This is a genomic window from Rickettsia conorii str. Malish 7, assembly GCF_000007025.1.
In the GTDB taxonomy this organism is placed as follows: domain Bacteria; phylum Pseudomonadota; class Alphaproteobacteria; order Rickettsiales; family Rickettsiaceae; genus Rickettsia; species Rickettsia rickettsii.
In genome coordinates, this window is the sequence record NC_003103.1 from 63,517 (window position 1) to 86,174 (window position 22,658).

Genomic DNA, 22,658 nt, shown 5'->3' on the forward strand with positions numbered 1-22,658 from the left:
GTCATATTTCAAAAAAATCTTATAATTTGCAGCAACAAATAGCCAAAATTAAATCTTTTTAGAAATGTTTACAAAACCTAAATTAATTCATAATTTGTAATACTTTAAATAATTCTCCCATTTGTTTCGGTGATATTAGTCTTTCTACCTGTCTTTCTATTATTTGTGCCTGCTCAGACATCTTGCCAAACTCTACTTCTAGAGGTAATTTATACGTCGATCCGATACTCGCATCCTCACGTACTAAAGTGTACGCTGCGGTGCTGCGTTTCGTGTCTCCTTTAAATTCCTCTCTATAAGCGAATTTGGCAAGATGTCTATCATTAAGCTTGTCTTGCAATGTTTGTTTACGTAATAAGATTCCATTTTCTATTAAAAAATCTCGTTGCGATATTGTATCTATTACGTTTATTTTGCTGTTTTTAGCTACCGTCTTCAATGCATAAAAATCCACATGTGCCGATAAATCAGCTTCTCCAAGATTTTCAAGGATGGGGCAATATTTATGGTTTTTAACCGCTTGTAATGTTTGATTATATTGATATCTAGTTCTACCATTCGGAGCTATATCATAGCCGTAATCTATTATTAAGCCACTGCCGCTTAGTCTTTTTAGATGCTGCGCTATAAATTTTATAATTTCTATCGATTTATAAGATTCTTCAAGTACTGCCCCGTCTTTTGCTTCAATATGAGTACACAGCAGATATTCTTGTAGTTGCTTATTAACGCTTATTTTATCGTATTTAATTCTTTCGTCTACCGGCTGCACTACAAATATTCTTTCATACCATAATTCCTTGACTTTAATATATTGCTTTATCGGTATAGCATCAAAGAATTCGTTAGCTATTATTATAGTAGGTTTTTTTGGTATATCTTCTACAAATGATTGATGACTAATCGGTAAATTAATATCTTGTAAATTAGCCTTTTGATAAGCAATAAAATTTTTATTAATTTCTATTAGTTCAATTGATAAGGCTTTATAAAATTCCGGTACTAATTTTGCAGTACGTAGTAAATCACGCATTAATAGACCTCGACCAGGACCAAGCTCTACTAAACTAAGACTTTTTGGGCAGCCAATTCTTTGCCACTCTCTGATACACCATAAGCCGATAATTTCACCGAATAGCTGTGAAATTTCAGGAGCCGTAACAAAGTCACCTTCATTAGCTAATGATTTTACTTGCTTATAATAGGAAGTAGGATTTAAGTTTAATACCTCCTGCATGAGGACATCGCAAGTAATATAACCGTTTTGATCAATTAATTGTCTTATTTTGGATTCGATTGACATATTAAATAACTTCCTAAAAGTAACATAGGTACAGATAAAATTTGTCCCATAGTTAAGCTATCTAAAATAAACCCGATTTGTATGTCGGGTTCTCTAAATATTTCAATAGTGATTCGGAAAAGACCGTAAAATGTGAAAAATATTCCTGAGTTTAAACCGCACTTTTTAAGAGTTTTGTGCTTAAATGTTGTATATGCTAAGATACTAAATAATACTAAACCTTCAAAAAAAGCTTCATATAGTTGACTAGGATGTCTTGGCATCAAATCGCTATTCGGAAAAATCATACCAAAAGAAGAATTTGTAATACGTCCGTATAGTTCGCCGTTAATAAAATTAGCGATTCTACCTAAAAATAATCCGATAGGTACTACAGGGGCTATTATATCCGTGAGACTTAAAAAATTAATTTTATATTTTCGGCAAAACAAATAAGCAGCAATAATCCCCCCTAAAGCTCCGCCATGGAAAGACATCCCGCCTTCATAAGTTTTTAAGATATCTATTGGATTTGAAAAATATCTAGAAGGGTTATATAATAAAACAAACCCTAGTCTGCCTCCGACTATTATGCCTATAACGGCATAAGTAATGAAATCTTCTAGATTTTTTTTGGTAATTTGAGGCTTAAATTTTTCTACAATTTTATTTGCATAGAACCAGCCTAGCAAAATTCCTATTACATATGAAAGAGAATACCAAGAGATAGCAAGTGGACCTATAGAGAAAATAATTGGATTGATATTAGGAAATGTCATAGATAAATAAGTTATTTAATTCATTTAACGTCTGAGTTACGGAAAATTACGTAAGTAATTGACTAGGCAATTCAGTTTTTTATTATTTTTATGGGTTGCCGCAGCTGCGTCGTGGCTTTGCAATGACAGTATCTATATTTGCTTAGCAATACCAAATTCTTTTGAGTTAAAATTATTGATAAAAATAAAATTCTTAGTAATAATAAAAAAGATTTGTATTTATAATAATAATGATAGGTAAAATATGCAATATTTAATGGATCTATATCATACCTCAAGTACTGAGTTAGTATTATTGTTTGTTATGTTAGTATCTCTTATACCGGTGATATTTCTAATTAAAAGATTAATTTTTATTCCGGTAAAAAATTATTTAACTAGACATCATTATGATGATTATGAAAGGATAAAAAAATATCCTATATTTCGTTATTTATTACATACTTTATTAGCACTTTACTTTATATGTTGGGGAAAGATTTTTCATCCTACTTCTTTTAAAGCACATGTATTACTGGGAATCAAAGATACTATAGTAATCTTATATACTGGTATATCTGTGACGATGTTATTATTAACGCTTATAGATGCTTTTGCAGATCTGTATCACAATAGAATCAAAGCCGTTACAAAAAATGCACCGCTTAGCTTATATTTTCAAATATTAAAAATTATTGTCATAGTTATTGCAGCAATGGTAACTATTTCATATATATTAAATATTTCGCTTAGTACATTCTTAACAAGCTTAGGTGCAGCCGCAGCTCTTTTAACATTTGTTTTCAAAGATACCGTTTTAGGATTACTTGCAAGCTTGCAACTAACTACTCAAGAAATTATTAATATTGGAGACTGGGTACGTATAGGCGCAATTGAAGGAACAGTTGAAAAAATTACTATTTCCGTAGTAACAATTAGGAATTTTGACCAATCTATTTCCACAGTTCCTACTTACAGCATTTTAAATTCTAACGTAACTAATTATAGAGGAATTAGTGAATCAGGAGCAAGAAGGGTAAAGAGAGTATTTAATATTAATATGGCAACTATTAACTTCTGTGATGCTACTATTTTAAAAGCACTAAAAAAATCTCCTTATATATCAAAGGATGTAATAGATAAAATCACTCTTGATAAAGAAGAGAAAGATTTAACCAACATTAAACTATTCAAATTATATATTCAGGAATATCTAAAAAATAATCCAGCAGTTTATACCGAAGGGTTTACTTTTCTAGTAAGACAGCTTGAACCTACGATTAATGGGTTGCCTATAGAAATATATATCTTTGTTAAAGAAGTAAATTTAGTAGGTTATGAAAATATACAGGACAATATTTCTGAACATTTCATTTCTATACTTCCTGAATTTAAATTAAAAATATTTCAGAATGTAGGAGTGGTATAATATATCCGAAGTAAAATGAAAAGTAGTAAAAATAAAAAAATAAATTAAATTTGTATCCAAGATGGAAGTTGTCTTTCAGCTTGGATATTTACTACTTTTGAAAGCAAAGAAGTATATTATACTACTTGATTATTTGCTCTAAATGCTTTAAAACTTAAAGCTTTAAAAATATTAAAATTTAAGACCTAGGAATGAATAATAATATAATTAATTTAATAGCCGCTATTATACTGTCTTTAAGTATAATTTTCGGTTGGCAGTATTTTGTTGTAAAACCTGAACAAAAAAAACAGCAACAGCAAATAGCAGTGCAGAAAGCAGAAAATTTAAAGAAACAACAGTTAAAAGCTTTAGTCGAACCTGCAACTGGTATTGTTGTGCAAGAAGAAAGTCAAGTACAGCGTATTAAAATAGAATCTGAATCACTTACCGGTTCTATTTCATTAAAAGGACTTAGATTTGATGATTTAATATTAAAGAAATATAAACAAGATTTATCTAAAAATAGTCCTGAAGTGAGATTATTTTCACCGGCTAATACAGAAAATGCATATTTTGCTGAAGTTGGTTTAGTTAGTAATTTATCTAGTGTAAAACTCCCTAACAACGATACTATATGGAATAGTGATAGTGAAATATTAAGCCCTGAAAAACCTGTGCATTTATTTTGGGTTAATGAAGACGGAGTTAAATTTTTAGTTACTATTACTGTCGATGAAAACTATTTATTTACTATAGAGCAAACCATCGTTAATAATAGTGATAAAGAACTTCCTGTGCAATCTTACGGTTTAATAAATCGTAAATATATTGCCGTAGAGAAAGCGGTGAATATATTACATCAAGGACCTATCGGGTGTATAGACGAGAATCTTAAAGAATATTCTTATGATGATATTAAAGATAAGAAAAGTGAAAAATTTGCAGCAAGTAAGGTTGACTGGATAGGGATTACCGATAAATATTGGTTATCTTCCTTGATTCCGGATAAATCAAGTAATTACAGCTCGAATTTTAATTATGCTCTTAAGCAAGGGACTGAAAGATATCAGGTAGATTTTATTTCACCGGTACAAATAATAAAGCCCGGCGAAAATTTTTCAATTAAAAGCAGAATTTTTGCTGGAGCAAAAAAAGTAGACTTGCTTGATAAATATGAAAAGCAATATGATATTAAATTATTTGATAGAGCTATTGATTTCGGCTGGTTCTATATAATTACCAAACCGGTTTTCTACGCCATGAATTTTTTCTATGGCTATGTCGGTAATTTCGGTGTTAGTATATTAATTGTTACGGTTATAATTAAGCTATTAATGTTTACTTTAGCCAATAAGTCTTATCGTTCGATGAAAAAAATGAAAAATTTACAGCCGGAAATCGATAGGATAAAAAATTTATACAGTGATGATAAAGCACGTTTAAATCAAGAAATTATGGCTTTATATAAAAAAGAAAAAGTAAATCCGGTAGCTGGTTGTTTACCTATACTTGTTCAAATTCCGGTATTTTTCTCCATTTATAAAGTATTATATGTAACTATTGAAATGCGGCAAGCACCGTTTTACGGCTGGATTAAAGACTTATCTGCATCTGATCCTACTACTATTTTTAATTTATTCGGCTTATTACCGTTTTCGCCGCCGTCATTTTTAATGATTGGAGCATGGCCTATTTTAATGGCTATTACTATGTTCTTACAGCAAAAAATGAGTCCTGAACCTGCGGATCCGATGCAAGCTCAAGTAATGAAATTTATGCCGCTAATTTTTTTATTTATGTTTAGTAGTTTTCCTGTGGGACTTTTAATATATTGGTCTTGGAATAATATTCTATCCATCATTCAACAATATTATATTAATAAATTTAATTAATTAATGAGAATAGATAAAAATTTACCTAATTATCTAACTATTGCTCGAATAATGGTAATTCCAGTTATTATACTGGTATTTTATATAAATAATTCACTTGCACGTACACTTGGGGCATTATTATTTGTTTTAGCTAGTATTACGGATTTTTTTGACGGTTATATTGCAAGAAAATATAATTTAGTTACAAGTTTCGGCAAGATGTTTGACCCTATAGCAGATAAGCTACTTGTAGGTTGCGTTATTATCATGCTACTAAAAAAAGATAATGTAGATGAGATACCTTGCTTATTAATTTTAGCACGAGAATTTTTAGTTAGCGGTCTTCGGGAATTTTTAGCTCTAGTAAAGGTTAGTGTGCCTGTATCGAGACTTGCTAAGGTAAAAACGTTTTTACAAATGTTTGCTTTATCGATATTGATACTAGGCTCAAAAGGTTCAGGAATTATTTATTTAGATATAGTAGGGGAAATAATTTTATGGATTGCCGCTTTTTTAACAATCATTACAGGTTATTCTTATTTTAAAGCCTGTAAGAAATATTTTTAAATAGGGGAATTTTATGATACATGTAAAATATATAATTTTAGGGTTTATTATGGTGTCTAGTTTAAATCTTTACGCTGCTAACAATGATATAATTGCCAATAAGAAAGTTGTGAAGGTAGAAGTAAGTAATGAACATTTAAAAACATTAAATGAAGCTTCTACTCTTTTAATTAGTTGTGTAGATTTTAGATTAATAGACGAAACAGATAAATTAATGAAGCAATTAGGATTAGAAGATAATTTTGATAAAGTATCACTGCCCGGTGCATCGCTTGCTCTCATTAACGACAAATATACTTATTGGGGAAAAACAATAGAAGATACTATTGAAATTTTGCAAGAATTACATAACATAAAACAAATTGTTTTTCTTGATCATAGAGAATGTGGAGCTTATAAAATACTTATAGGTCAGGAACAGCTAAATACCAAGGAAAAAGAAACGGCAGCACATGCAGCAATTTTAAACAAGGCCCGTGATATAATAAAAGAAAAATTCCCCCAATTAAAAGTTTATACTTTTTTAATGGGTCTTGATGGTGTAGTAGAGCAGATTTATGAAATACCTAGCTAAAAGCGGAGTTGTTGTATGGATAGGTTTATCCGTCATTGTGAGGACATTGCGTAGCAATTGACGAAGCAATCTCAGGAGTTTGTTATTATTTCATGAGATTGCCGCCACAGCCTACGGCTGCTCGCAATGACGATTTTTGGCCCGCACAATAACGGCTAAGAAAAGTAATTTATTTTGTATCTTTGCTCTTATTATCATTAGAATCAGCAGTATTATTCTTTTGGTCGTTTTCTACCGTTAGCTTAGAGATAGATAGTTTTTGTTTATATTTTTGTTGCTCTGCTAAAAAATTTTGAGCCTCTTTGGAAAGCCTGTTATATAGTTCACGTTTCTTCTTATTAATCTTGACTATTGCTACTCTATATTTTTGTATTTCCTCCCGTACTTCCGGTTTTATAGTGCCGGCGTAAGCAGAAAAATCATCTATAATTTTTTGTGTTGTAATATCGTTAGTTTTTGCTGCATCTTTTTTTGAGCCGTCAGAAGTTGTACTATTGGCAAAGCAGCTTGTACTAAGTAAAATAGCTATTCCAAATATTATTTTTTTTATCATATAAACCTTAAGCCTTATTCTTGATAAGTAGACCATTTTTAAGTCTAATAGTCAATAGACTTCTTTTGGAACTCTACTTCTAGGGGTAATTTATACGTCAATCCGGTACTCGCATCCTTACGTACTTTTTTATACGCTGCGGTGCTGCGTTCCATGTTTCCTCCAAATTCCTCCCTATAAGCGAGTTCGAAAAGAAGTCTATTATATAATAGAAATTATATGTATTTTCTATTTGTATGTTATTGTTTGGTGAGTATAAATATACTAATAGTTGGGAAAAATATACAATATTATAATAATAACGCTCAAGAGTTTTATAGCAGAACAATCAATGCAGATTTGTCTGATAACTATAAAGCATTTACTAGCTATTTACCTGAACAAGCTCATATTGTAGATGCAGGTTGCGGAGTTGGTTGTGATACAAAATATTTTTTAAGTCAAAGATATCAAGTTACTGCTTTTGACGGTTCAACCGAAATGGTTAAATGAGCTACAAAAGCAACCGGAATAGATGTACTGCACTCCACTTTTCAAGATATCGATTTTAAGGAGTCGTTTGATGGTGTTTGGGCTCAAGCAACTCTCATTTATGTACCTTATAATGAAACAATCAATGTGTATAAAAAATTCATGCTGCATTAAAGCCGGAAGGCATTTTTTATGTTTCTTACGGATACGGTTCAGATATTATACAACGTGATGATCGCGATTTTTACAATATGCATGAAGATACAATAAAACCTTATTTTAACAGGCTTTTTGAAATAGTTAAAATATGGACGGAAAAGAGTAAGAGATTCTCTCCAAGTAAAGAGGCATTATGGTTAAATTTTATTGTTAAAAAAAGTAAAACAATATGATTAGATTAGTTTAATTATTTCTTGCTTTAATAATTAGTTTTAAAACATACGCAAAGGAATATAAAGGCTTAACATATAATCGTTATGAAAAAGATAAGCATGTGATTCATGTCTTAACTATTGATCCTAAGAATTTTGGGTTAAAACTAGTTAAAGCTCATAATCAGGTGATAAGGCAGAGAAACAGTAAACGTTATGGCATACCGCACTAATGCAGTTGCTGCTATTAATGTCGGATTCTTTGAAATCGCTGGTAGTGATGACGGCAGACCAGGTCTTACTTTAATGATAGACAGCAAGCTATTTAGCCTTAGAAAACAACTACAAAGTTTGTTAATTATAGATCAGGGCAATATTCAAATTACCAAGGCTAGTGCAAAAATTTTAGTAGTAATAGGCGATAAATCTGTTATTCCAAATCAAGTTCATTATTTTTCAAACCTAAAAGATATTACTTTCTATAATGATGTTTGGGCGTCTACCACATTAACGTCGTATACTAACAAAGAAATTTTGATTGATCAGAATAGGTCTAATTTTATTGTTACGGCAATAAGTAAGCATGGTGATAATCAAATCCCACAGAAAGGCTTTATATTGTCCTTTCCACAAGCAACAAGTTTGCCGGTAGTAAATATAAATGATTCTGTAAAGTTAATTTTGGAATTTATCGATAAAGACGGTAAGCTTATAAATTTAAGTAACACTGCTTCAATAGTAACCGGTATTCCCTTATTGGTTCAAAACGGTAAAAATGTTGTAGATAATCCAAAGCAAGATGATCCGGCTCATGCTCGTACTGCCTTAGGAGTGTGTAATGACGGCACTATAGTTATAGTTGTAGTCGAGCATATTTATAAGCAACATGTAAAAGACCTTAAGCTTGTGCAAGTAAGATCAATATTACGGCAAGAGAAAGAAATAAATGTTGATAAATTAATAATCCCTGAAGCTTTGAAAATTTTAGAAAAACACCTGGTTAATTATACTGTGATAGGATTAACTAAAACAGAACTTGCAGATTATATGTTAACTTGGATATGAATCGGCAATCAATTTAGACGGTGGCGGTTCTTCTACATTATTCATGGGCGGAAAATTATAAATAATGTAACAGGTGATGAAGATGAAGCTTTAGGCGAACATCGCGTGCGTCCCGTATCCGATTCAATAGTATTATACCAAATAATATAAAGTAAATTTTCGCGGGAATGACATACTCAAATTTTAGCTAGAATGATATTTGAGATTTAGAGAACTCTAAGATTTTATATTTTCCTGCTCCATTGCTTTTTTACGCATTTCTAAATATTCTTCTTTAGTCATTATTTTTTTGGGAGCTACATAATCTAAAAATACTTTTCCGTTTAGATGATCGATTTCATGCTGGATAACTCTTGCTAAAAATCCTTCTGCGATACCTTGAATTTGATTGCCATTTATATCATATGCGTGATAATGAATTTTCTTGAATCTTGCTACCGGTCCTGTAGCATTTTCAACAGAAAAGCATCCCTCGTAATCTTCATGTTTATCAATACCTATCGGTTTGTATGAGGGGTTAATCCAAATAGTTTTAGGCATTGTATCCTTAAGGTCAGGATGCCATTTTTTTAACTCTGCATCTTCATGTACTGCAAATATTATTATACATTTTGATATGCCTATTTGCGGTGCAGCAAGTCCTGCACAATTTTCTTCTTGATCATATTTCTTTTCTAAAATAGATATATCACGTAAATCTTCTGAAGATAACGGAAAGTTTAAAGTTTTTGCCTTTATTCTAATAGTTTTATCCTCTGAACTATTTAAGGTTTGAATGTTCAAAGTTACATATTGCGGTAATGAAATATTGTTTTCATTTTTCATATTACTTTTACAACCTGTTATAAAAATTATAGCAGTTAATAATAGAGCTGTTTTTAATTTGGACATATATTTTATTATAATAATTTATAAATAGAAAATTATAGATAGAAACTAAAATCAAGTAAATAAATTGTCATATTTCTTTTACGCATCCTATAGTTAATAATTTTATTTAATTTCTTTTGAGAAAAATCAATAGGTTTGACTTTTCTAACATATTCTAGTATAATACTTATCTTCAAAATAAATAGAAAAATTTAATTTATGAATAATCCCAAAAATGACAATTATCTCTCGGAACTAAGCAAGGTAATTTGGCCTATAGAAAGATATGAAAATAAGAAGTTTCTTCCTATGGCGTTTATGATGTTCTGTATTTTATTAAACTACTCAACGCTTCGTTCAATTAAAGACGGGTTTGTAGTAACGGATATAGGAGCAGAAGCAATAAGTTTCTTAAAAACATATATAGTACTACCTTCTGCCGTAATCGCTATGGTAATTTATGTTAAGCTCTGCGATATTTTAAAGCAAGAAAACGTGTTTTATGTTATTACTTCATTTTTCTTAGGGTATTTTGCATTATTTGCGTTTGTTCTTTACCCTTACCCTGATTTAGTTCATCCTGATCCTGAAACCATAGAATCTTGGAGTGTAGCTTATCCTAATGTCAAATGGTTTATAAGAATAGTTGGGAAATGGAGTTTTGCATCTTTTTATACTATGGCAGAGCTTTGGGGAACAATGATGCTTAGTTTATTATTTTGGCAATTTGCTAACCAAATTACTAAAACCGATGAAGCTAAACGTTTTTACTCAATGTTTGGTTTACTTGCTAATTTAGCATTGCCTGTAACATCCGTAATTATTGGATATTGCTTGCATGAAAAAACTCAAATAGTTGCAGAACATCTAAAATTTGTGCCTTTATTTGTTATAATGATAACAAGTAGCTTTTTGGTAATATTAACATATAGATGGATGAATAAAAACGTTCTAACCGATCCTAGACTTTATGATCCGGCATTAGTAAAAGAAAAGAAAGCTAAAGCTAAAATGTCATTAATAGACAGTTTTAAAATGATCTTTACTTCTAAGTATGTAGGTTATATTGCATTGTTACTTATTGCTTACGGTGTTTCAGTAAATTTAGTTGAAGGTGTTTGGAAATCCAAAGTAAAAGAATTATATCCGACGAAAGAGGCTTACACTATATATATGGGGAAGTTCCAATTTTATCAGGGTTGGGTTGCAATTGCTTTCATGCTTATAGGTAGTAATATTTTAAGAAAAGTATCATGGCTAACTGCAGCTATGATAACTCCATTAATGATGTTAATTACCGGTGCAGCGTTTTTTGCATTTATCTTTTTTGATAGTGTTATTGCTATGCATTTAACAGGTATTCTTGCTTCAGGTCCTTTAGCACTTGCTGTTATGATCGGTATGATTCAAAATGTTTTAAGTAAAGGTGTAAAATATTCTTTATTTGATGCCACTAAAAACATGGCGTATATTCCGCTTGATAAGGATTTACGAGTAAAAGGGCAAGCTGCTGTTGAAGTTATCGGAGGAAGATTTGGTAAATCAGGTGGTGCTATTATTCAATCTACATTCTTTATTTTATTTCCTGCATTTGGTTTTGTAGAGGCAACTCCTTATTTTGCTTCTATATTCTTTGTAATAGTAATATTATGGATATATGCCGTTAAAGGTTTAAATAAAGAGTATAAAGTTTTGGTAAATAAAACCGAAAAATAGAATTTGTTAAAATTTAATTTTATAAAAAAACAAGCTTCTAAGAGTCTAGCAGTAATAAATTTTCATTAATAATTAAAGAGCTTTTTTGCTACACATTATAAGATTTTTGTAGCAAAAAAGCTCTTTAATTATTAATGAAAATTTATTACTGCTAGACTCTTAAACTTGCTTTTTTTATAGTCGGAGAGTTTATAATATGACAAATACAAGATCCAAAATTAAAACTCCAAGATCGCCATATGTAAAAAAATATAATAGTTGGCGAGTAAGGATTTTGTATTCTATTATTATAGGTTACGCAACTTTTTATTTTTGTCGTCAGAATTTTAATATAGCAACTCCTGCTATAAGAGAATATTTTGGGGTTACTAAAACGCAAATTGGCTGGATATTAACTGCTTCATCTATTATGTATGGAGTTAGTAAAGCGTGTAACGGGTTTATTAGCGATAAAGTTAATGCTCGGATATTTATGGTTTTGGGTCTTTTATTTGTCGGGATCATTACTATGCTAATAGGTTTTTCAGATTCTTTATGGCTTATAGGAATTTTATGGATAGCCAGTAACTGGTTTCAATCTATGGGCTGGCCTCCTGCAACAAAGATGCTTACTCACTGGTTCGCTTCAAAAGAACTTGGAACTAAATGGGCTATGGGTGCAACTTCTAATCAAATAGGTGGTGCCCTTGCTATGATAAGCTGCGGTTATTTAATCGATAAATTTGATTGGAGAGCTGCCTTTTTTGTTCCAGGTGTAGTTGCTTGTGTAGTATCGCTTTTTTTATATAATAGGCTTCGTAATTCTCCAAAAGAAGTAGGTTTATCTACCGTAGAGGAATATAAAGAATATCCGCTTGAAGCTATAGGAGATTATGAAAAGCTATTAACTCCACAATTACTTAAAATGGTCTTTTGTAATAAGCTAATATGGTATGTTTGTTTAGCAAACATGTTTGTTTATATAATACGTTCCGGAGTAATTTATTGGGCTCCAACATTTTTAAAAGATTTACGTAATATAAGTCTTGCAAATGCAGGCTTACAAATCGGTTTATATGAAATGATAGGTATCCCAGGGGCATTAATAGCAGGTGTGTTATCTGATAAACTATTTCAAGGTCGTCGAGGTCCTGTTGCATCCATATGTATGGTATTGCTTAGCTTATTGTTAGTCTTGTTTTGGAAACTTCCTATTCACAGTGAATTATTAAGTATAGTAATTCTTTCTTTAATAGGCTTTTTTGTTTCAGGACCTCAGCTCCTTGTAGGTATAGCAGCTGCTGATTTTAGTACCCGTCAGGCTGTCGGTACGGCTAATGGATTATCAGGGTTATTTGGTTATTTAGGAGCGGCTATTGCGGGAGTCGGCGTAGGATGGATTAGCGATAATTATGGTTGGAATGGGGTATTTATATTTTTCAGTATTTCTGCTCTTTTAGGAGGAGGATTATTTGCTTTAATATGGAATCGTTCAGCTAAAAAATACATTTAATAATTATAATAAATAGGTTACAAAATGACAATACAATATACTTTTTCAATGATTAAGCCTGATGCTATCAAAAGGAATAAAATAGGGCAAGTTAATACTTACTTAGAAAATGCCGGTTTAAAAATAGTGGCTCAGAAAATGAAATTTTTAACTAAATATGAAGCTGCATGTTTTTATGATGAGCATAGAGCAAGACCGTTTTTTAATAGCTTAGTTGAATATATTACTTCAGGAGCGGTAGTACTTCAAGTGCTTAAGGGGGAGGATGCTATAACTTTAAACCGTACCGTTATGGGTGCAACTAATCCTGCTGAAGCTGAAGCAGGCACTATTAGAAAAGATTTAGGCGAATCAATTGAGGCTAATAGTATTCATGGTTCAGATAGTGAAAATAGTGCGAAAAGAGAAATCGAATTTTTCTTTAATAAATCTGAAATTATAGAATAATTAATGCTAAAATATGACGTAATAGTTATAGGCGGTGGACATGCAGGCGTAGAAGCAGCCGCTGCTTCTGCACGTCTTGGAGTTCCTACTCTCTTAATTACGTTAAAACCAGAAAATTTAGGCGAAATGTCTTGCAATCCAGCAATCGGTGGCATTGCAAAAGGCACATTAGTTAAAGAAATCGATGCACTTGATGGGTTAATGGGTTATGTTATAGACCAAGCCGGTATACATTATAAAATGCTGAATGAGACTAGAGGACCAGCAGTTTGGGGACCTAGAGCTCAAGCTGATCGAAAGCTTTATAAAAAAGCAATGTATCAAATATTAACAAATTATCCTAATCTAGATATATTATATGGAAAAGTGGAAGATATAGAAATTAAATCTTCTAAAATTGAAGCGGTTATTTTAAATAACGGTAGCAAAATTCTTTGTCAAAAAATTATATTAACTACAGGTACTTTCCTATCAGGTCTTATTCATATTGGACAAAAAAAAATTCCTGCAGGTAGAGTAGATGAAGAGCCTTCGTATGGATTATCAAATACATTAAAACAAATAGGTTTTAAACTGGCTCGTTTAAAAACAGGTACACCGCCTCGCATTGATGGACGTACTATTGATTATAGTAAAACAATTTTACAACCCGGCGATAAAATTCCTCGTCCTTTTTCTGAATTAACAAATATTGTTAATGTTTCTCAGATAAATTGTTTTATCACAAAAACAACCTCAGAAACTCATGATATTATACGTGAGAATCTTGATAAATCCGCAATGTATTCAGGGCAAATAGAAGGAATAGGACCACGATATTGTCCTTCTATTGAAGATAAAATAGTCAGATTTAGTACAAAATCAGAACATCGTATATTTTTAGAACCTGAAGGGTTAGATGATTATACGATTTATCCAAACGGTATTTCTACTTCTTTGCCTGAAGATGTGCAACATAAATTAATCAAAACAATACCAGGATTAGAAAATGTAAAGGTTTTACGTCCAGGTTATGCTATAGAATATGATTATGTTGATCCACGTGAAATAAGTGTTACGCTAGAGACAAAAAAAATAGCTGGATTGTATTTGGCCGGGCAAATTAACGGTACTACAGGATATGAGGAAGCCGCAGGGCAAGGTATAATAGCCGGTATAAATGCTGCTTTAGCAGTAAAAGATCAAGCACCGTTTATGTTAACAAGAGCAAACAGTTATATTGGAGTAATGATTGACGATTTAACAACATTTGGTACTATAGAACCTTATCGTATGTTTACTTCTCGCTCAGAATATAGATTATCTTTAAGAGCAGATAACTCTGATTTACGTTTAACGGAATTAGGGATGAACATTGGAGTCGTATCAGAAAAACGTAAAAAAATATTCACAAAAAAATGTGAAGACATAGAAAAAATAAAATCATTATTGAATACCTTGTCTTTAAGTACTAGTAAACTTGCTAAAATGGGTATACAGGTTGCACAGGATGGTACATATAAAACAGTATTAGACTTATTTAAAATACCTAATTTTAATGTTGAACAAGCTATTAAAATTTTTCCTATGCTTAAAGAAACACAAAATAATAACATTTTGCAATTACTCTATATTGAAGCAAAATATGCTTCATATTTAACTAGACAACACGCAGATATTAATTTATTTCAAAGTGAAGAGGCGCAGTTCATACCTAAAAATATTGACTATTTTAAAATACCAAGTATATCATTAGAGATACAGGAAAAACTTTCTTCCCATAAACCTACTACTATTGGTGTAGCACGTCGAATTCCAGGGATTACACCTGCAGCAATTACGGCTATTATAATTTATTTAAAAACTAAATATAGTGATGGAAGTTCCACGTGAAATAATTGAAAAGTTAGAAATTTTTCAAAAGTTAGTTAAAAAATGGAATAAATCAATCAATCTTGTATCGGATAATACTATACATAATTTTTGGCAACGTCATATATTAGACTCATTACAATTAATACAATATATTGATAATAAAGAAATACATTTGGTTGATATAGGAAGCGGTTCCGGTTTGCCTGGTATAGTATTATCTATAGCGGGGGTAGCGCAAGTAAGTTTAATAGAAGCTGATTTACGTAAATGTATATTTTTAGAAAAAGCATCAAAGATATCAAATAATAACATACAAATAATCAATCAAAGAATAGAAAAAGTAGAAATAGATTGTAGTATATTAACTTGTAGAGCTTTCTCTAACTTAAATACAATATTTAATTGCATAAAAAATATTTCAGTACGAGAAAAATTTTTGTTATTAAAAGGAAAAAATTATTTAACTGAAATAGTAGAAGCTAAAGAGAGATGGTTATTTGGTTATTTAATACATCAAAGTATTACTTGTGAAGAAGGGAAAATTCTAGAAGTTAGTAATTTAACAAAAATGATATGAAAGTAATTGCTATTGTTAATCAAAAAGGAGGGGTAGCTAAAACTACAACTACTGTGAATTTAGCTACAGCTTTTGCTGCTGTAAATAAAAAAATTTTAGTTATAGATCTTGATCCTCAAGGGAATAGTAGTACCGGTTTTGGAATTAGTCAGCAACAACGCAAAAATACTATATACCAAGTATTAACAAATTTAATAGAATTGCAAGATGCAATAATTTCTACAGATATACCAAATTTAGAAATAATTACTTCAAACACTAATCTATCTGCAGCTGAATTAGACTTAACAAAATTAAAGGACCGAGAATATATTTTAATGAAGCTATTGGCAGAAATAAAAATATTATATGATTATATAATTATTGATTGCCCTCCTTCATTAAATTTATTAACGGTAAATGCTTTAGTTGCAAGCGATGAAGTACTGATTCCAATGCAATGTGATTTTTATTCTTTAGAAGGATTAAGTCATTTGTTAAAAACAATTGAAATTGTAGAGAAAAAATTAAATCCTAAGATAAAGATTGCAGGTATATTATTTACAATGTATGATAAGCGTAATCGTTTAACGGAACAAGTAGAAGATGATGTTAGAAAATGCTTAGGAGAATTAGTATTTAAAACCGTTATTCCAAGAAATATTAAACTATCTGAAGCTCCTTCATATGGAAAACCGGCTATTATATATGATTATAAATGTTCGGGAGCAGTTGCATATATAGAACTTACAAAAGAAATCTTAGAAAGATATGGCGAAAAATAAAGGACTAGGAAGAGGATTATCTTCATTACTTGGAGAAGAAGTTATTTCTATAGAATCAGAAATAGTACAAATAATAAATATTGATAAAATAAGACCAAACGAGAATCAGCCTAGAAAAAACTTTGAATATGATAAAATAAAAGAATTAGCAGATTCTATATTGAATAATGGTTTATTACAGCCTATTATTGTTGACAATAATTTCCAAATTATAGCAGGAGAGCGACGCTGGCGTGCATGTAAATTAGCAAAAGTTTTAGAGATACCGGTAATTATAAAAAATTTAGATGCTAGAGAGAGTATGGAAATAGCATTAATTGAGAACATACAAAGAACTGATTTAACAGTGATGGAAGAAGCTCGTGGCTTTAAATATTTAATAGAAAATTTTAATTATACGGCAGAAAAATTAGCTGAAAGGCTTGGTAAAAGTCGTAGTCATATAGCTAATTTATTAAGGCTTAATAATTTGCCGCAGTCTATTCAAGATAAAGTAAATGAAAATATACTAAGTATGGGTCAAGCTCGGTGTTTAATAAATCATGAACATGCAGAAGTAATAGCCGATTATATTATAAATAATGATTTAAATGTACGTCAAACAGAAGAACTAGTAAGACAATGGTATAAAAATGAGTATACAAAATCCCCGAACAATAATAACAAAATAGGAAAGCGTTTTTTAAAGGACAACGCTACGGATAATGATCTAGAATTATTAGTAAAAGCTTTATCAGAAAAATTTGGTATAAAAATAACAATAGAAAATTATCCATTAGGTGGAAAATTAATATTTCATTATAAAGATTTGGAAGAATTAGACTTGATATTGTTAAAATTAAATTAAAATGCATATGGAAAAATTATCAATAAGCTTGAACGAAAAATTATAAGTATAAAAGTATACACAATCCTCAAGCTGCTAAAATTAAAGTATATATACAGCATTTTATTTCTTAAAATAAATATCTAAACGAGAAACACAATGATAGAAATTACAATGTCTAATTTTGAATTATATGATCATAGAGCAATAAATTCATACAATACAGTAGTAAATATATATATCGGTGTAAAATAATAATATAAGGAAATAAGTAATTTATGTCATATCAATATGTTTATGAAATGGTTGGTTTAAGCAAAATTATAAATGGTAAACGAATTTTAAAAGAAACAAATTTATCATTTTTACCAAAAGCTAAAATCGGTATAATAGGTCCAAATGGAGCAGGCAAATCGACTTTATTAAAAATAATGGCAGGTATTGATAAAGAGTTTGAAGGTAAAGCAACAGCTAAAATTGGTATAAAAGTAGGATATTTACCTCAAGAACCGTATCTTGATGCTAGTAAAAATGTTTTTGATAATATCATAGAAGGTCTTCATGAAAAGAAAAAACTTATTGATGAATTTAATTATATAAGTAACAAATTTGCTGCTGAAATCGCTGATGAAGAAATGCAAAAGCTTTTTGATAAACAAGCAGAATTGCAAGAAAAAATAGACAATTGTGATGGATGGAATCTAGAACGTGAAATAGAGATCGCAATGCTTGCTTTACGTTGCCCAGCAAAAGAAGCAGATATTACAAAAATTTCCGGTGGAGAAAAAAGAAGAGTAGCTTTATGTAAATTGCTTTTAGAGAAACCTGATATGTTGTTACTTGATGAACCTACAAATCATTTGGATGCAGAATCAGTTTCTTGGCTTGAGGATTATTTAAAGCATTATGAAGGTACTGTAATAGTAATTACCCATGATCGTTATTTTTTAGATAATGTTACAGAATGGATATTAGAAATAGATCGTGGAAATTGTATACCGTGGGAATCAAATTATAGTTCTTGGCTTGAGCAGAAGCAAAAAAAATTAGCTTTAGAAAGTAAAGAAGACGATGATAGAAAAAAACAATTGAATCGTGAACTTGAATGGATTCGTCAAACTCCAAAAGCTAGACAATCAAAAAATAAAGCACGTATTACAGCATATCAAGAGTTATTAAATAAACAACAAGAACAAAAAACTGATCCTACTCAAATAATTATACCTAACGGACCTCGTTTAGGTGATTTTGTTATTGAAGCAGAACATATAGCTAAAAAATTTAATAATAAAATATTATTATCAGATTTTAGTTTTAAAGTTCCACGTGGAGCTATTGTAGGAATTATTGGACCGAATGGAGCAGGTAAGTCTACTTTGTTTAATATTATTACAGGTAAAATAATGCCAGATAGTGGTTCTATTAAAATTGGTCAAACGGTAAAATTAGGTTATGTCGATCAATCACGGGATCATTTAGATGATAATAAGACTATATGGGAAGAAATTTCAGAAGGTCTAGATGAATTACAACTTGGTAATAGAATAATTAAAAGTAGAGCTTATTGTGCAGCTTTTAATTTTAGAGGCGGTGATCAACAAAAAAAAGTTGGACAACTTTCAGGTGGAGAACGTAACAGAGTACATTTGGCAAAATTACTAAAAGAAGGAGCAAATGTTATATTATTAGATGAGCCGTCTAATGATTTAGATATTGATACGTTAAGAGCACTTGAAGATGCTATTTTAGATTTTGCAGGTTGTGTATTAGTGATTAGTCATGATAGATGGTTTTTAGATAGAATAACCACTCATATTATATCATATGATAAAGAAAATAATGCTACATGGTTTGAAGGAAATTATCAAGATTATCATGAATATATGCTAAGTACTAACGGGGAAAGTATTTTAAATCCAAAATATAAACATAAGAAATTAATATAAATATGTCTTTAACACAAATATTATTAATTTTGTTTGTAGGAATATTGGTAACAACACCGCATGATATTTTTATAATTATTAAAGAATTAAAAAAAATAAAAGCGTATTTAATTAATATTAAGTCATCTATTGTAAAAAATATAGATGAACCGTTAGAAACAGAGCAGGTAAATTTTTATTTAAAAAAAATTATTAACCTAGAAGGTTATTATCATGGTAGTTATGATTTAACGACAATAAAAGAAAAATATTATACACTAATAATTAATAATGACTTAATAGAAAATGAATCAGTACCTGATATAACAGAGAAACACTAATCCGTGCCTCGTTCAATTGATTAAATCTAAGAATTATGCAAAAAGTAGTAAAACTTAACAATATCAAAATAGGAAATGATTTACCGTTTGTTCTAATTACAGGGCCTTGTCAGATTGAAGGAAAAGATCATGCGTTGTTTATGGCAGAAAAACTTGTTAAATTAACTAGCAAGCTTGAGATTCCATTTATTTATAAATCTTCTTTTGATAAAGCTAATAGAACTTCCGTACATGGGATTAGAGGAGTTGGTATTGAGAAAGGTTTAGAAATTTTATCAAAAGTAAAATCTGAATTCGATTGCCCTATTGTTACTGATGTTCATTCAGAGAGTCAATGTACTGAAACAGCCGAAGTAGCAGATATTTTACAAATTCCGGCATTTTTATGTAGACAAACCGACTTGCTTCAAGCTGCAGCAAAAACAGGTAAGATAGTAAAAGTAAAAAAAGGACAGTTTCTAGCTCCGTGGGATATGAAAAATGTACAAACAAAACTAGAAGCTTTTGGAGTGAAGGATATATTATTTACAGAGCGAGGAGCATGTTTTGGCTATAATAACTTGGTATCTGATATGCGTAGTCTTGCAATAATGGCAGAGTTAAATGTACCTGTAGTTTTTGATGCCACACATTCCGTTCAGCAACCGGGCGGGTTAGGAGGCAGTACCGGCGGAGAAAGAAAATATGTAGAGTTACTTGCAAAGGCAGCAACTTCTGTAGGTATCGCCGGTATTTATATGGAAGTACATCAAGACCCCGATAACGCTCCAAGCGATGGTCCATGTATGATGAAGTTGGATAATCTAGAGTCTATTCTTATCAAACTAAAAAAATATGATAAAATTACAAAAGAAAAATAACTTCAAATGTTACCTTTCAAAATATATATAAATATCCCCTATTAATTCAATTTTAAAATAGAAGTAATAATTTTTTTAAATAGTATTAATATTAATTTATTCAGTTTATAGATCAAAAATGTTTTTATTTGTATAAATGCAAATAATTTATAGGTATAATTATTATATGGAATCAAATAAAAGCAGTTGGCAGTACACTGTTTGGTAGTTCTAAACAGAAAAATATAAATGATTTTTTGACGGAGTAAATAATAATATAAAATTAAAACCTTATCAAGTAACCTATAATGTAGAATTTAATAAAGAACAAAAAAAATATTATAAAGAAGCATTAGAATGGCTTGATAAACTTACGGGATCGCAAGCTGAGCATATTATTATATCTATACATTTTTAGCAATATTTGTAAAAAAATAGGTGGATTATTTTAAATTTAGGGAGATTCTATAAGGACGAAAATAAAAGCGAAATAGTAATTAAATTGCTTCTTGAAGCAATAAAATATTTCAAGGTAAGTTTAAGTATAGACCCGATAGAAGAGTGTAGTTTTATTCTTAGAGAAATTTTTAACATCCCTAAGAATAAAAAAGAAGTAGAGAAGTATCTATCTTTAAAAAAAGATCTTTATATATCTTTAGAAGAATTTTTATTTAAATTAAATTTAATACCGCTAGCTGCTTTTGAATATTTAAAGGCTGCAAGTATAGCTAGCCCTCAGGAAGAACAAAAATTATTGTTAAAAGTTCATAAAGTTTATAGTACGGAGATGGAGGAAAATACTGTTTTTATACGCTCAATGCTTGACAAAGGTAAGATGGAAGATCTGAGTATAGTTACTAAAGAGGCTGACAGAACAAAATTTTTAAGTGATACACAGACTATAATAAATGATTTTGTTTCACTGCCGGAGTTGCAAGCCAAGGAGTGGCCAGAAGTACAACAAAATCAAAATGAGCAATTGACTAATAATCAACAAGAAGTAAACAAATGCCAATTAATACAGGACATAGGCATTGGGTAAATATGAGATAATGATACAAATAAGATAATATTTACTTATAATGATCCTTTGGGCAGACCGAGGTTTGCTCTGATGCGGAAATAATGGATTTAAAAACTCAACAACAAGAAGAAGGAAATACTTAGGACTACGGAGTTTTGGTATGCGATGATTTAATAAGACAATCTCAAGGCCTTAAAATTCTCTCTACGGAGCAATGTAAAGGACAAGGACTAAATTTAAGAAAATCTCAAGCTGAAACATTAAAACAAAGTTTAATAGTCCTCAACAAGTCCAAGAACAACATGTTTATATTAACATTAGATAGTAATGCTTCAGATAATGAAGAAGATAAAGATAATAACGTTAATAAGTAATGAAGTAGAGCGTCCTCCTTATGATAATAAGGACGAAGTTGAGGTAGGTGGAGCAACTATGCAACTTAATGATTAACATTAAAAGTTTGACGTTGCGATGTCATTGCTGCTGTTGCAGGAATGACATCGGCATTCTAATAACAATGTCCACTCACAATACTTGCATTTACACTGAGAAAGAATTACCGCAGCCGCATTTTGCTTTAGCTTGCGGATTACTAACGTTGAAATATGAACTGCCTAGTTCTTCTATAAAATCAAGAGTGCAATCTAGTATAAATTTTTGAGAGATAGGATCAATAATAATTGTAGCATTATGTTTAGTAATGACATAATCATCTTGCTCTATATTATCTTTTGAGACTAGTTCGTAATTATACATAAGTCCTGAGCAACCGCCGCTATCAACCGAAATTCGCAGTACTAAATTCTTATCTTTTTCTAGCTTTACTAACTCGCAAACCCGTTCAAAAGCTCTATCCGTAATTGTTATCGTCACTTAAAATTACCTTGTAAAAGTCTCATAAATTATATAGTATATCTTGATATTTTTCAAGTTGGTTTGTTGTGTGGATACCCAATCGGCATTGCGAGCAGCCGTAGGCTGCGTGGTAATCTCATGAAATAATAACAAACTCCTGAGATTGCTTCGTCAATTGCTATGCAATTTCCTCGCAATGACG

The 22,658-nt window shown here is 30.5% G+C and carries 24 protein-coding genes and 1 pseudogene; 19 read left to right on the top strand and 6 right to left on the bottom strand.

Annotated features, from left to right (window positions below):
* Nucleotides 1-82: 82 nt before the first annotated feature.
* Together RC_RS00370 and lgt are read right to left on the bottom strand one after the other, a co-directional pair.
* On the bottom strand, nucleotides 83-1,303 hold the full coding sequence (locus tag RC_RS00370) for a class I SAM-dependent methyltransferase (protein ID WP_010976756.1): 1,221 nt from the start codon (nucleotides 1,301-1,303) through the stop codon (nucleotides 83-85).
* Entirely contained in the window at nucleotides 1,282-2,061 is a 780-nt protein-coding gene (gene lgt / locus RC_RS00375) for a prolipoprotein diacylglyceryl transferase (RefSeq protein WP_010976757.1), read from the bottom strand. Before lgt ends, RC_RS00370 begins: the two co-directional genes overlap by 22 nt.
* 244 nt (nucleotides 2,062-2,305) lie before the next feature.
* Between lgt and RC_RS00380 the strand changes: the two genes are divergently transcribed.
* The 4 genes from RC_RS00380 to RC_RS00395 all read left to right on the top strand — a co-directional run bounded on the left by RC_RS00380 (nucleotide 2,306) and on the right by RC_RS00395 (nucleotide 6,466).
* Nucleotides 2,306-3,469 carry a mechanosensitive ion channel family protein gene (locus RC_RS00380; RefSeq protein ID WP_010976758.1) on the top strand — a complete coding sequence of 388 codons (1,164 nt, stop codon included), beginning with the start codon at nucleotides 2,306-2,308 and terminating at the stop codon, nucleotides 3,467-3,469.
* Between the two features lie 191 nt (nucleotides 3,470-3,660).
* Complete coding sequence (gene yidC / locus RC_RS00385; RefSeq protein WP_010976759.1) at nucleotides 3,661-5,343, top strand: membrane protein insertase YidC; 1,683 nt, start codon at nucleotides 3,661-3,663, stop codon at nucleotides 5,341-5,343.
* A gap of 3 nt (nucleotides 5,344-5,346) precedes the next feature.
* Nucleotides 5,347-5,892 carry a CDP-diacylglycerol--glycerol-3-phosphate 3-phosphatidyltransferase gene (gene pgsA, locus RC_RS00390; RefSeq protein WP_010976760.1) on the top strand — a complete coding sequence of 182 codons (546 nt, stop codon included), beginning with the start codon at nucleotides 5,347-5,349 and terminating at the stop codon, nucleotides 5,890-5,892.
* A gap of 13 nt (nucleotides 5,893-5,905) precedes the next feature.
* A complete protein-coding gene (locus RC_RS00395) occupies nucleotides 5,906-6,466 on the top strand; it encodes a carbonic anhydrase (protein WP_004996838.1) in 561 nt (186 codons plus the stop codon).
* 169 nt (nucleotides 6,467-6,635) lie between these two features.
* Here the strand turns inward: RC_RS00395 and RC_RS00400 are convergent, their stop codons facing one another.
* Nucleotides 6,636-7,019 (bottom strand): hypothetical protein, encoded by a 384-nt coding sequence (locus RC_RS00400; RefSeq protein ID WP_016830601.1) that lies wholly within the window; start codon nucleotides 7,017-7,019, stop codon nucleotides 6,636-6,638.
* A gap of 50 nt (nucleotides 7,020-7,069) precedes the next feature.
* Nucleotides 7,070-7,225: pseudogene (locus RC_RS07030) on the bottom strand (palindromic element RPE1 domain-containing protein); the annotation flags it as partial.
* Between the two features lie 43 nt (nucleotides 7,226-7,268).
* Between RC_RS07030 and RC_RS00405 the strand changes: the two are divergent.
* From RC_RS00405 to RC_RS10670, 4 genes are all read left to right on the top strand, one after another.
* Nucleotides 7,269-7,511, top strand: coding sequence for a hypothetical protein (locus RC_RS00405; RefSeq protein WP_016830603.1), 243 nt, complete (start codon nucleotides 7,269-7,271; stop codon nucleotides 7,509-7,511).
* 230 nt (nucleotides 7,512-7,741) lie between these two features.
* The gene (locus RC_RS10025) at nucleotides 7,742-7,882 is read left to right on the top strand and encodes a hypothetical protein (RefSeq protein WP_016769756.1); all 141 of its coding nucleotides are present in this window, start codon (nucleotides 7,742-7,744) and stop codon (nucleotides 7,880-7,882) included.
* Nucleotides 7,883-8,077: 195 nt separating this feature from the next.
* Complete coding sequence (locus RC_RS08290; RefSeq protein ID WP_010976763.1) at nucleotides 8,078-8,926, top strand: phosphodiester glycosidase family protein; 849 nt, start codon at nucleotides 8,078-8,080, stop codon at nucleotides 8,924-8,926.
* A 7-nt stretch (nucleotides 8,927-8,933) separates the two neighbouring features.
* On the top strand, nucleotides 8,934-8,987 hold the full coding sequence (locus RC_RS10670) for a hypothetical protein (protein WP_152023032.1): 54 nt from the start codon (nucleotides 8,934-8,936) through the stop codon (nucleotides 8,985-8,987).
* 155 nt (nucleotides 8,988-9,142) lie between these two features.
* Here the strand turns inward: RC_RS10670 and RC_RS00420 are convergent, their stop codons facing one another.
* Nucleotides 9,143-9,817, bottom strand: a complete 675-nt coding sequence (locus RC_RS00420; RefSeq protein WP_010976764.1) for a peptide deformylase — start codon at nucleotides 9,815-9,817, stop codon at nucleotides 9,143-9,145.
* A 198-nt stretch (nucleotides 9,818-10,015) separates the two neighbouring features.
* On the opposite strand from RC_RS00420, the gene tlc1 reads away from it, so the two are divergent.
* The 11 genes from tlc1 to RC_RS00475 all read left to right on the top strand — a co-directional run bounded on the left by tlc1 (nucleotide 10,016) and on the right by RC_RS00475 (nucleotide 21,619).
* Complete coding sequence (tlc1, locus tag RC_RS00425; RefSeq protein ID WP_010976765.1) at nucleotides 10,016-11,512, top strand: ATP/ADP exchange transporter Tlc1; 1,497 nt, start codon at nucleotides 10,016-10,018, stop codon at nucleotides 11,510-11,512.
* Between the two features lie 196 nt (nucleotides 11,513-11,708).
* The gene (locus RC_RS00430) at nucleotides 11,709-13,004 is read left to right on the top strand and encodes an MFS transporter (protein WP_010976766.1); all 1,296 of its coding nucleotides are present in this window, start codon (nucleotides 11,709-11,711) and stop codon (nucleotides 13,002-13,004) included.
* A gap of 24 nt (nucleotides 13,005-13,028) precedes the next feature.
* Nucleotides 13,029-13,451, top strand: a complete 423-nt coding sequence (gene ndk, locus RC_RS00435; RefSeq protein WP_010976767.1) for a nucleoside-diphosphate kinase — start codon at nucleotides 13,029-13,031, stop codon at nucleotides 13,449-13,451.
* Nucleotides 13,452-13,454: 3 nt separating this feature from the next.
* Complete coding sequence (mnmG, locus tag RC_RS00440) at nucleotides 13,455-15,323, top strand: tRNA uridine-5-carboxymethylaminomethyl(34) synthesis enzyme MnmG (protein ID WP_010976768.1); 1,869 nt, start codon at nucleotides 13,455-13,457, stop codon at nucleotides 15,321-15,323.
* Nucleotides 15,307-15,882 (top strand): 16S rRNA (guanine(527)-N(7))-methyltransferase RsmG, encoded by a 576-nt coding sequence (gene rsmG, locus RC_RS00445; protein WP_004996817.1) that lies wholly within the window; start codon nucleotides 15,307-15,309, stop codon nucleotides 15,880-15,882. The genes mnmG and rsmG overlap by 17 nt, the downstream gene beginning before the upstream one ends.
* Entirely contained in the window at nucleotides 15,879-16,646 is a 768-nt protein-coding gene (locus RC_RS00450; RefSeq protein WP_010976770.1) for a ParA family protein, read from the top strand. Before rsmG ends, RC_RS00450 begins: the two co-directional genes overlap by 4 nt.
* Nucleotides 16,633-17,493, top strand: coding sequence for a ParB/RepB/Spo0J family partition protein (locus RC_RS00455; protein WP_010976771.1), 861 nt, complete (start codon nucleotides 16,633-16,635; stop codon nucleotides 17,491-17,493). The genes RC_RS00450 and RC_RS00455 overlap by 14 nt, the downstream gene beginning before the upstream one ends.
* Nucleotides 17,494-17,750: 257 nt before the next feature.
* Complete coding sequence (gene ettA / locus RC_RS00460; RefSeq protein ID WP_010976772.1) at nucleotides 17,751-19,418, top strand: energy-dependent translational throttle protein EttA; 1,668 nt, start codon at nucleotides 17,751-17,753, stop codon at nucleotides 19,416-19,418.
* 2 nt (nucleotides 19,419-19,420) lie between these two features.
* On the top strand, nucleotides 19,421-19,738 hold the full coding sequence (locus RC_RS00465) for a DUF2672 domain-containing protein (protein ID WP_010976773.1): 318 nt from the start codon (nucleotides 19,421-19,423) through the stop codon (nucleotides 19,736-19,738).
* A gap of 35 nt (nucleotides 19,739-19,773) precedes the next feature.
* Nucleotides 19,774-20,598 carry a 3-deoxy-8-phosphooctulonate synthase gene (gene kdsA / locus RC_RS00470; RefSeq protein ID WP_010976774.1) on the top strand — a complete coding sequence of 275 codons (825 nt, stop codon included), beginning with the start codon at nucleotides 19,774-19,776 and terminating at the stop codon, nucleotides 20,596-20,598.
* Nucleotides 20,599-21,079: 481 nt separating this feature from the next.
* Nucleotides 21,080-21,619: a hypothetical protein gene (locus RC_RS00475; protein ID WP_010976775.1), complete on the top strand. Its 540-nt coding sequence runs from the start codon at nucleotides 21,080-21,082 to the stop codon at nucleotides 21,617-21,619.
* Between the two features lie 522 nt (nucleotides 21,620-22,141).
* Here the strand turns inward: RC_RS00475 and RC_RS00485 are convergent.
* The gene (locus RC_RS00485) at nucleotides 22,142-22,474 is read right to left on the bottom strand and encodes an iron-sulfur cluster assembly accessory protein (RefSeq protein ID WP_010976777.1); all 333 of its coding nucleotides are present in this window, start codon (nucleotides 22,472-22,474) and stop codon (nucleotides 22,142-22,144) included.
* Between the last annotated feature and the right edge of the window lie 184 nt (nucleotides 22,475-22,658).

Coding starts and splice junctions, on each gene's coding strand:
- RC_RS00370 (WP_010976756.1), bottom strand. CDS start 1,303: ATGTCAATCGAATCCAAAATAAGACAATTAATTGATCAAAACGGTTAT.
- lgt (WP_010976757.1), bottom strand. CDS start 2,061: ATGACATTTCCTAATATCAATCCAATTATTTTCTCTATAGGTCCACTT.
- RC_RS00380 (WP_010976758.1), top strand. CDS start 2,306: ATGCAATATTTAATGGATCTATATCATACCTCAAGTACTGAGTTAGTA.
- yidC (WP_010976759.1), top strand. CDS start 3,661: ATGAATAATAATATAATTAATTTAATAGCCGCTATTATACTGTCTTTA.
- pgsA (WP_010976760.1), top strand. CDS start 5,347: ATGAGAATAGATAAAAATTTACCTAATTATCTAACTATTGCTCGAATA.
- RC_RS00395 (WP_004996838.1), top strand. CDS start 5,906: ATGATACATGTAAAATATATAATTTTAGGGTTTATTATGGTGTCTAGT.
- RC_RS00400 (WP_016830601.1), bottom strand. CDS start 7,019: ATGATAAAAAAAATAATATTTGGAATAGCTATTTTACTTAGTACAAGC.
- RC_RS10025 (WP_016769756.1), top strand. CDS start 7,742: ATGCATGAAGATACAATAAAACCTTATTTTAACAGGCTTTTTGAAATA.
- RC_RS08290 (WP_010976763.1), top strand. CDS start 8,078: ATGGCATACCGCACTAATGCAGTTGCTGCTATTAATGTCGGATTCTTT.
- RC_RS00420 (WP_010976764.1), bottom strand. CDS start 9,817: ATGTCCAAATTAAAAACAGCTCTATTATTAACTGCTATAATTTTTATA.
- tlc1 (WP_010976765.1), top strand. CDS start 10,016: ATGAATAATCCCAAAAATGACAATTATCTCTCGGAACTAAGCAAGGTA.
- RC_RS00430 (WP_010976766.1), top strand. CDS start 11,709: ATGACAAATACAAGATCCAAAATTAAAACTCCAAGATCGCCATATGTA.
- ndk (WP_010976767.1), top strand. CDS start 13,029: ATGACAATACAATATACTTTTTCAATGATTAAGCCTGATGCTATCAAA.
- mnmG (WP_010976768.1), top strand. CDS start 13,455: ATGCTAAAATATGACGTAATAGTTATAGGCGGTGGACATGCAGGCGTA.
- rsmG (WP_004996817.1), top strand. CDS start 15,307: ATGGAAGTTCCACGTGAAATAATTGAAAAGTTAGAAATTTTTCAAAAG.
- RC_RS00450 (WP_010976770.1), top strand. CDS start 15,879: ATGAAAGTAATTGCTATTGTTAATCAAAAAGGAGGGGTAGCTAAAACT.
- RC_RS00455 (WP_010976771.1), top strand. CDS start 16,633: ATGGCGAAAAATAAAGGACTAGGAAGAGGATTATCTTCATTACTTGGA.
- ettA (WP_010976772.1), top strand. CDS start 17,751: ATGTCATATCAATATGTTTATGAAATGGTTGGTTTAAGCAAAATTATA.
- RC_RS00465 (WP_010976773.1), top strand. CDS start 19,421: ATGTCTTTAACACAAATATTATTAATTTTGTTTGTAGGAATATTGGTA.
- kdsA (WP_010976774.1), top strand. CDS start 19,774: ATGCAAAAAGTAGTAAAACTTAACAATATCAAAATAGGAAATGATTTA.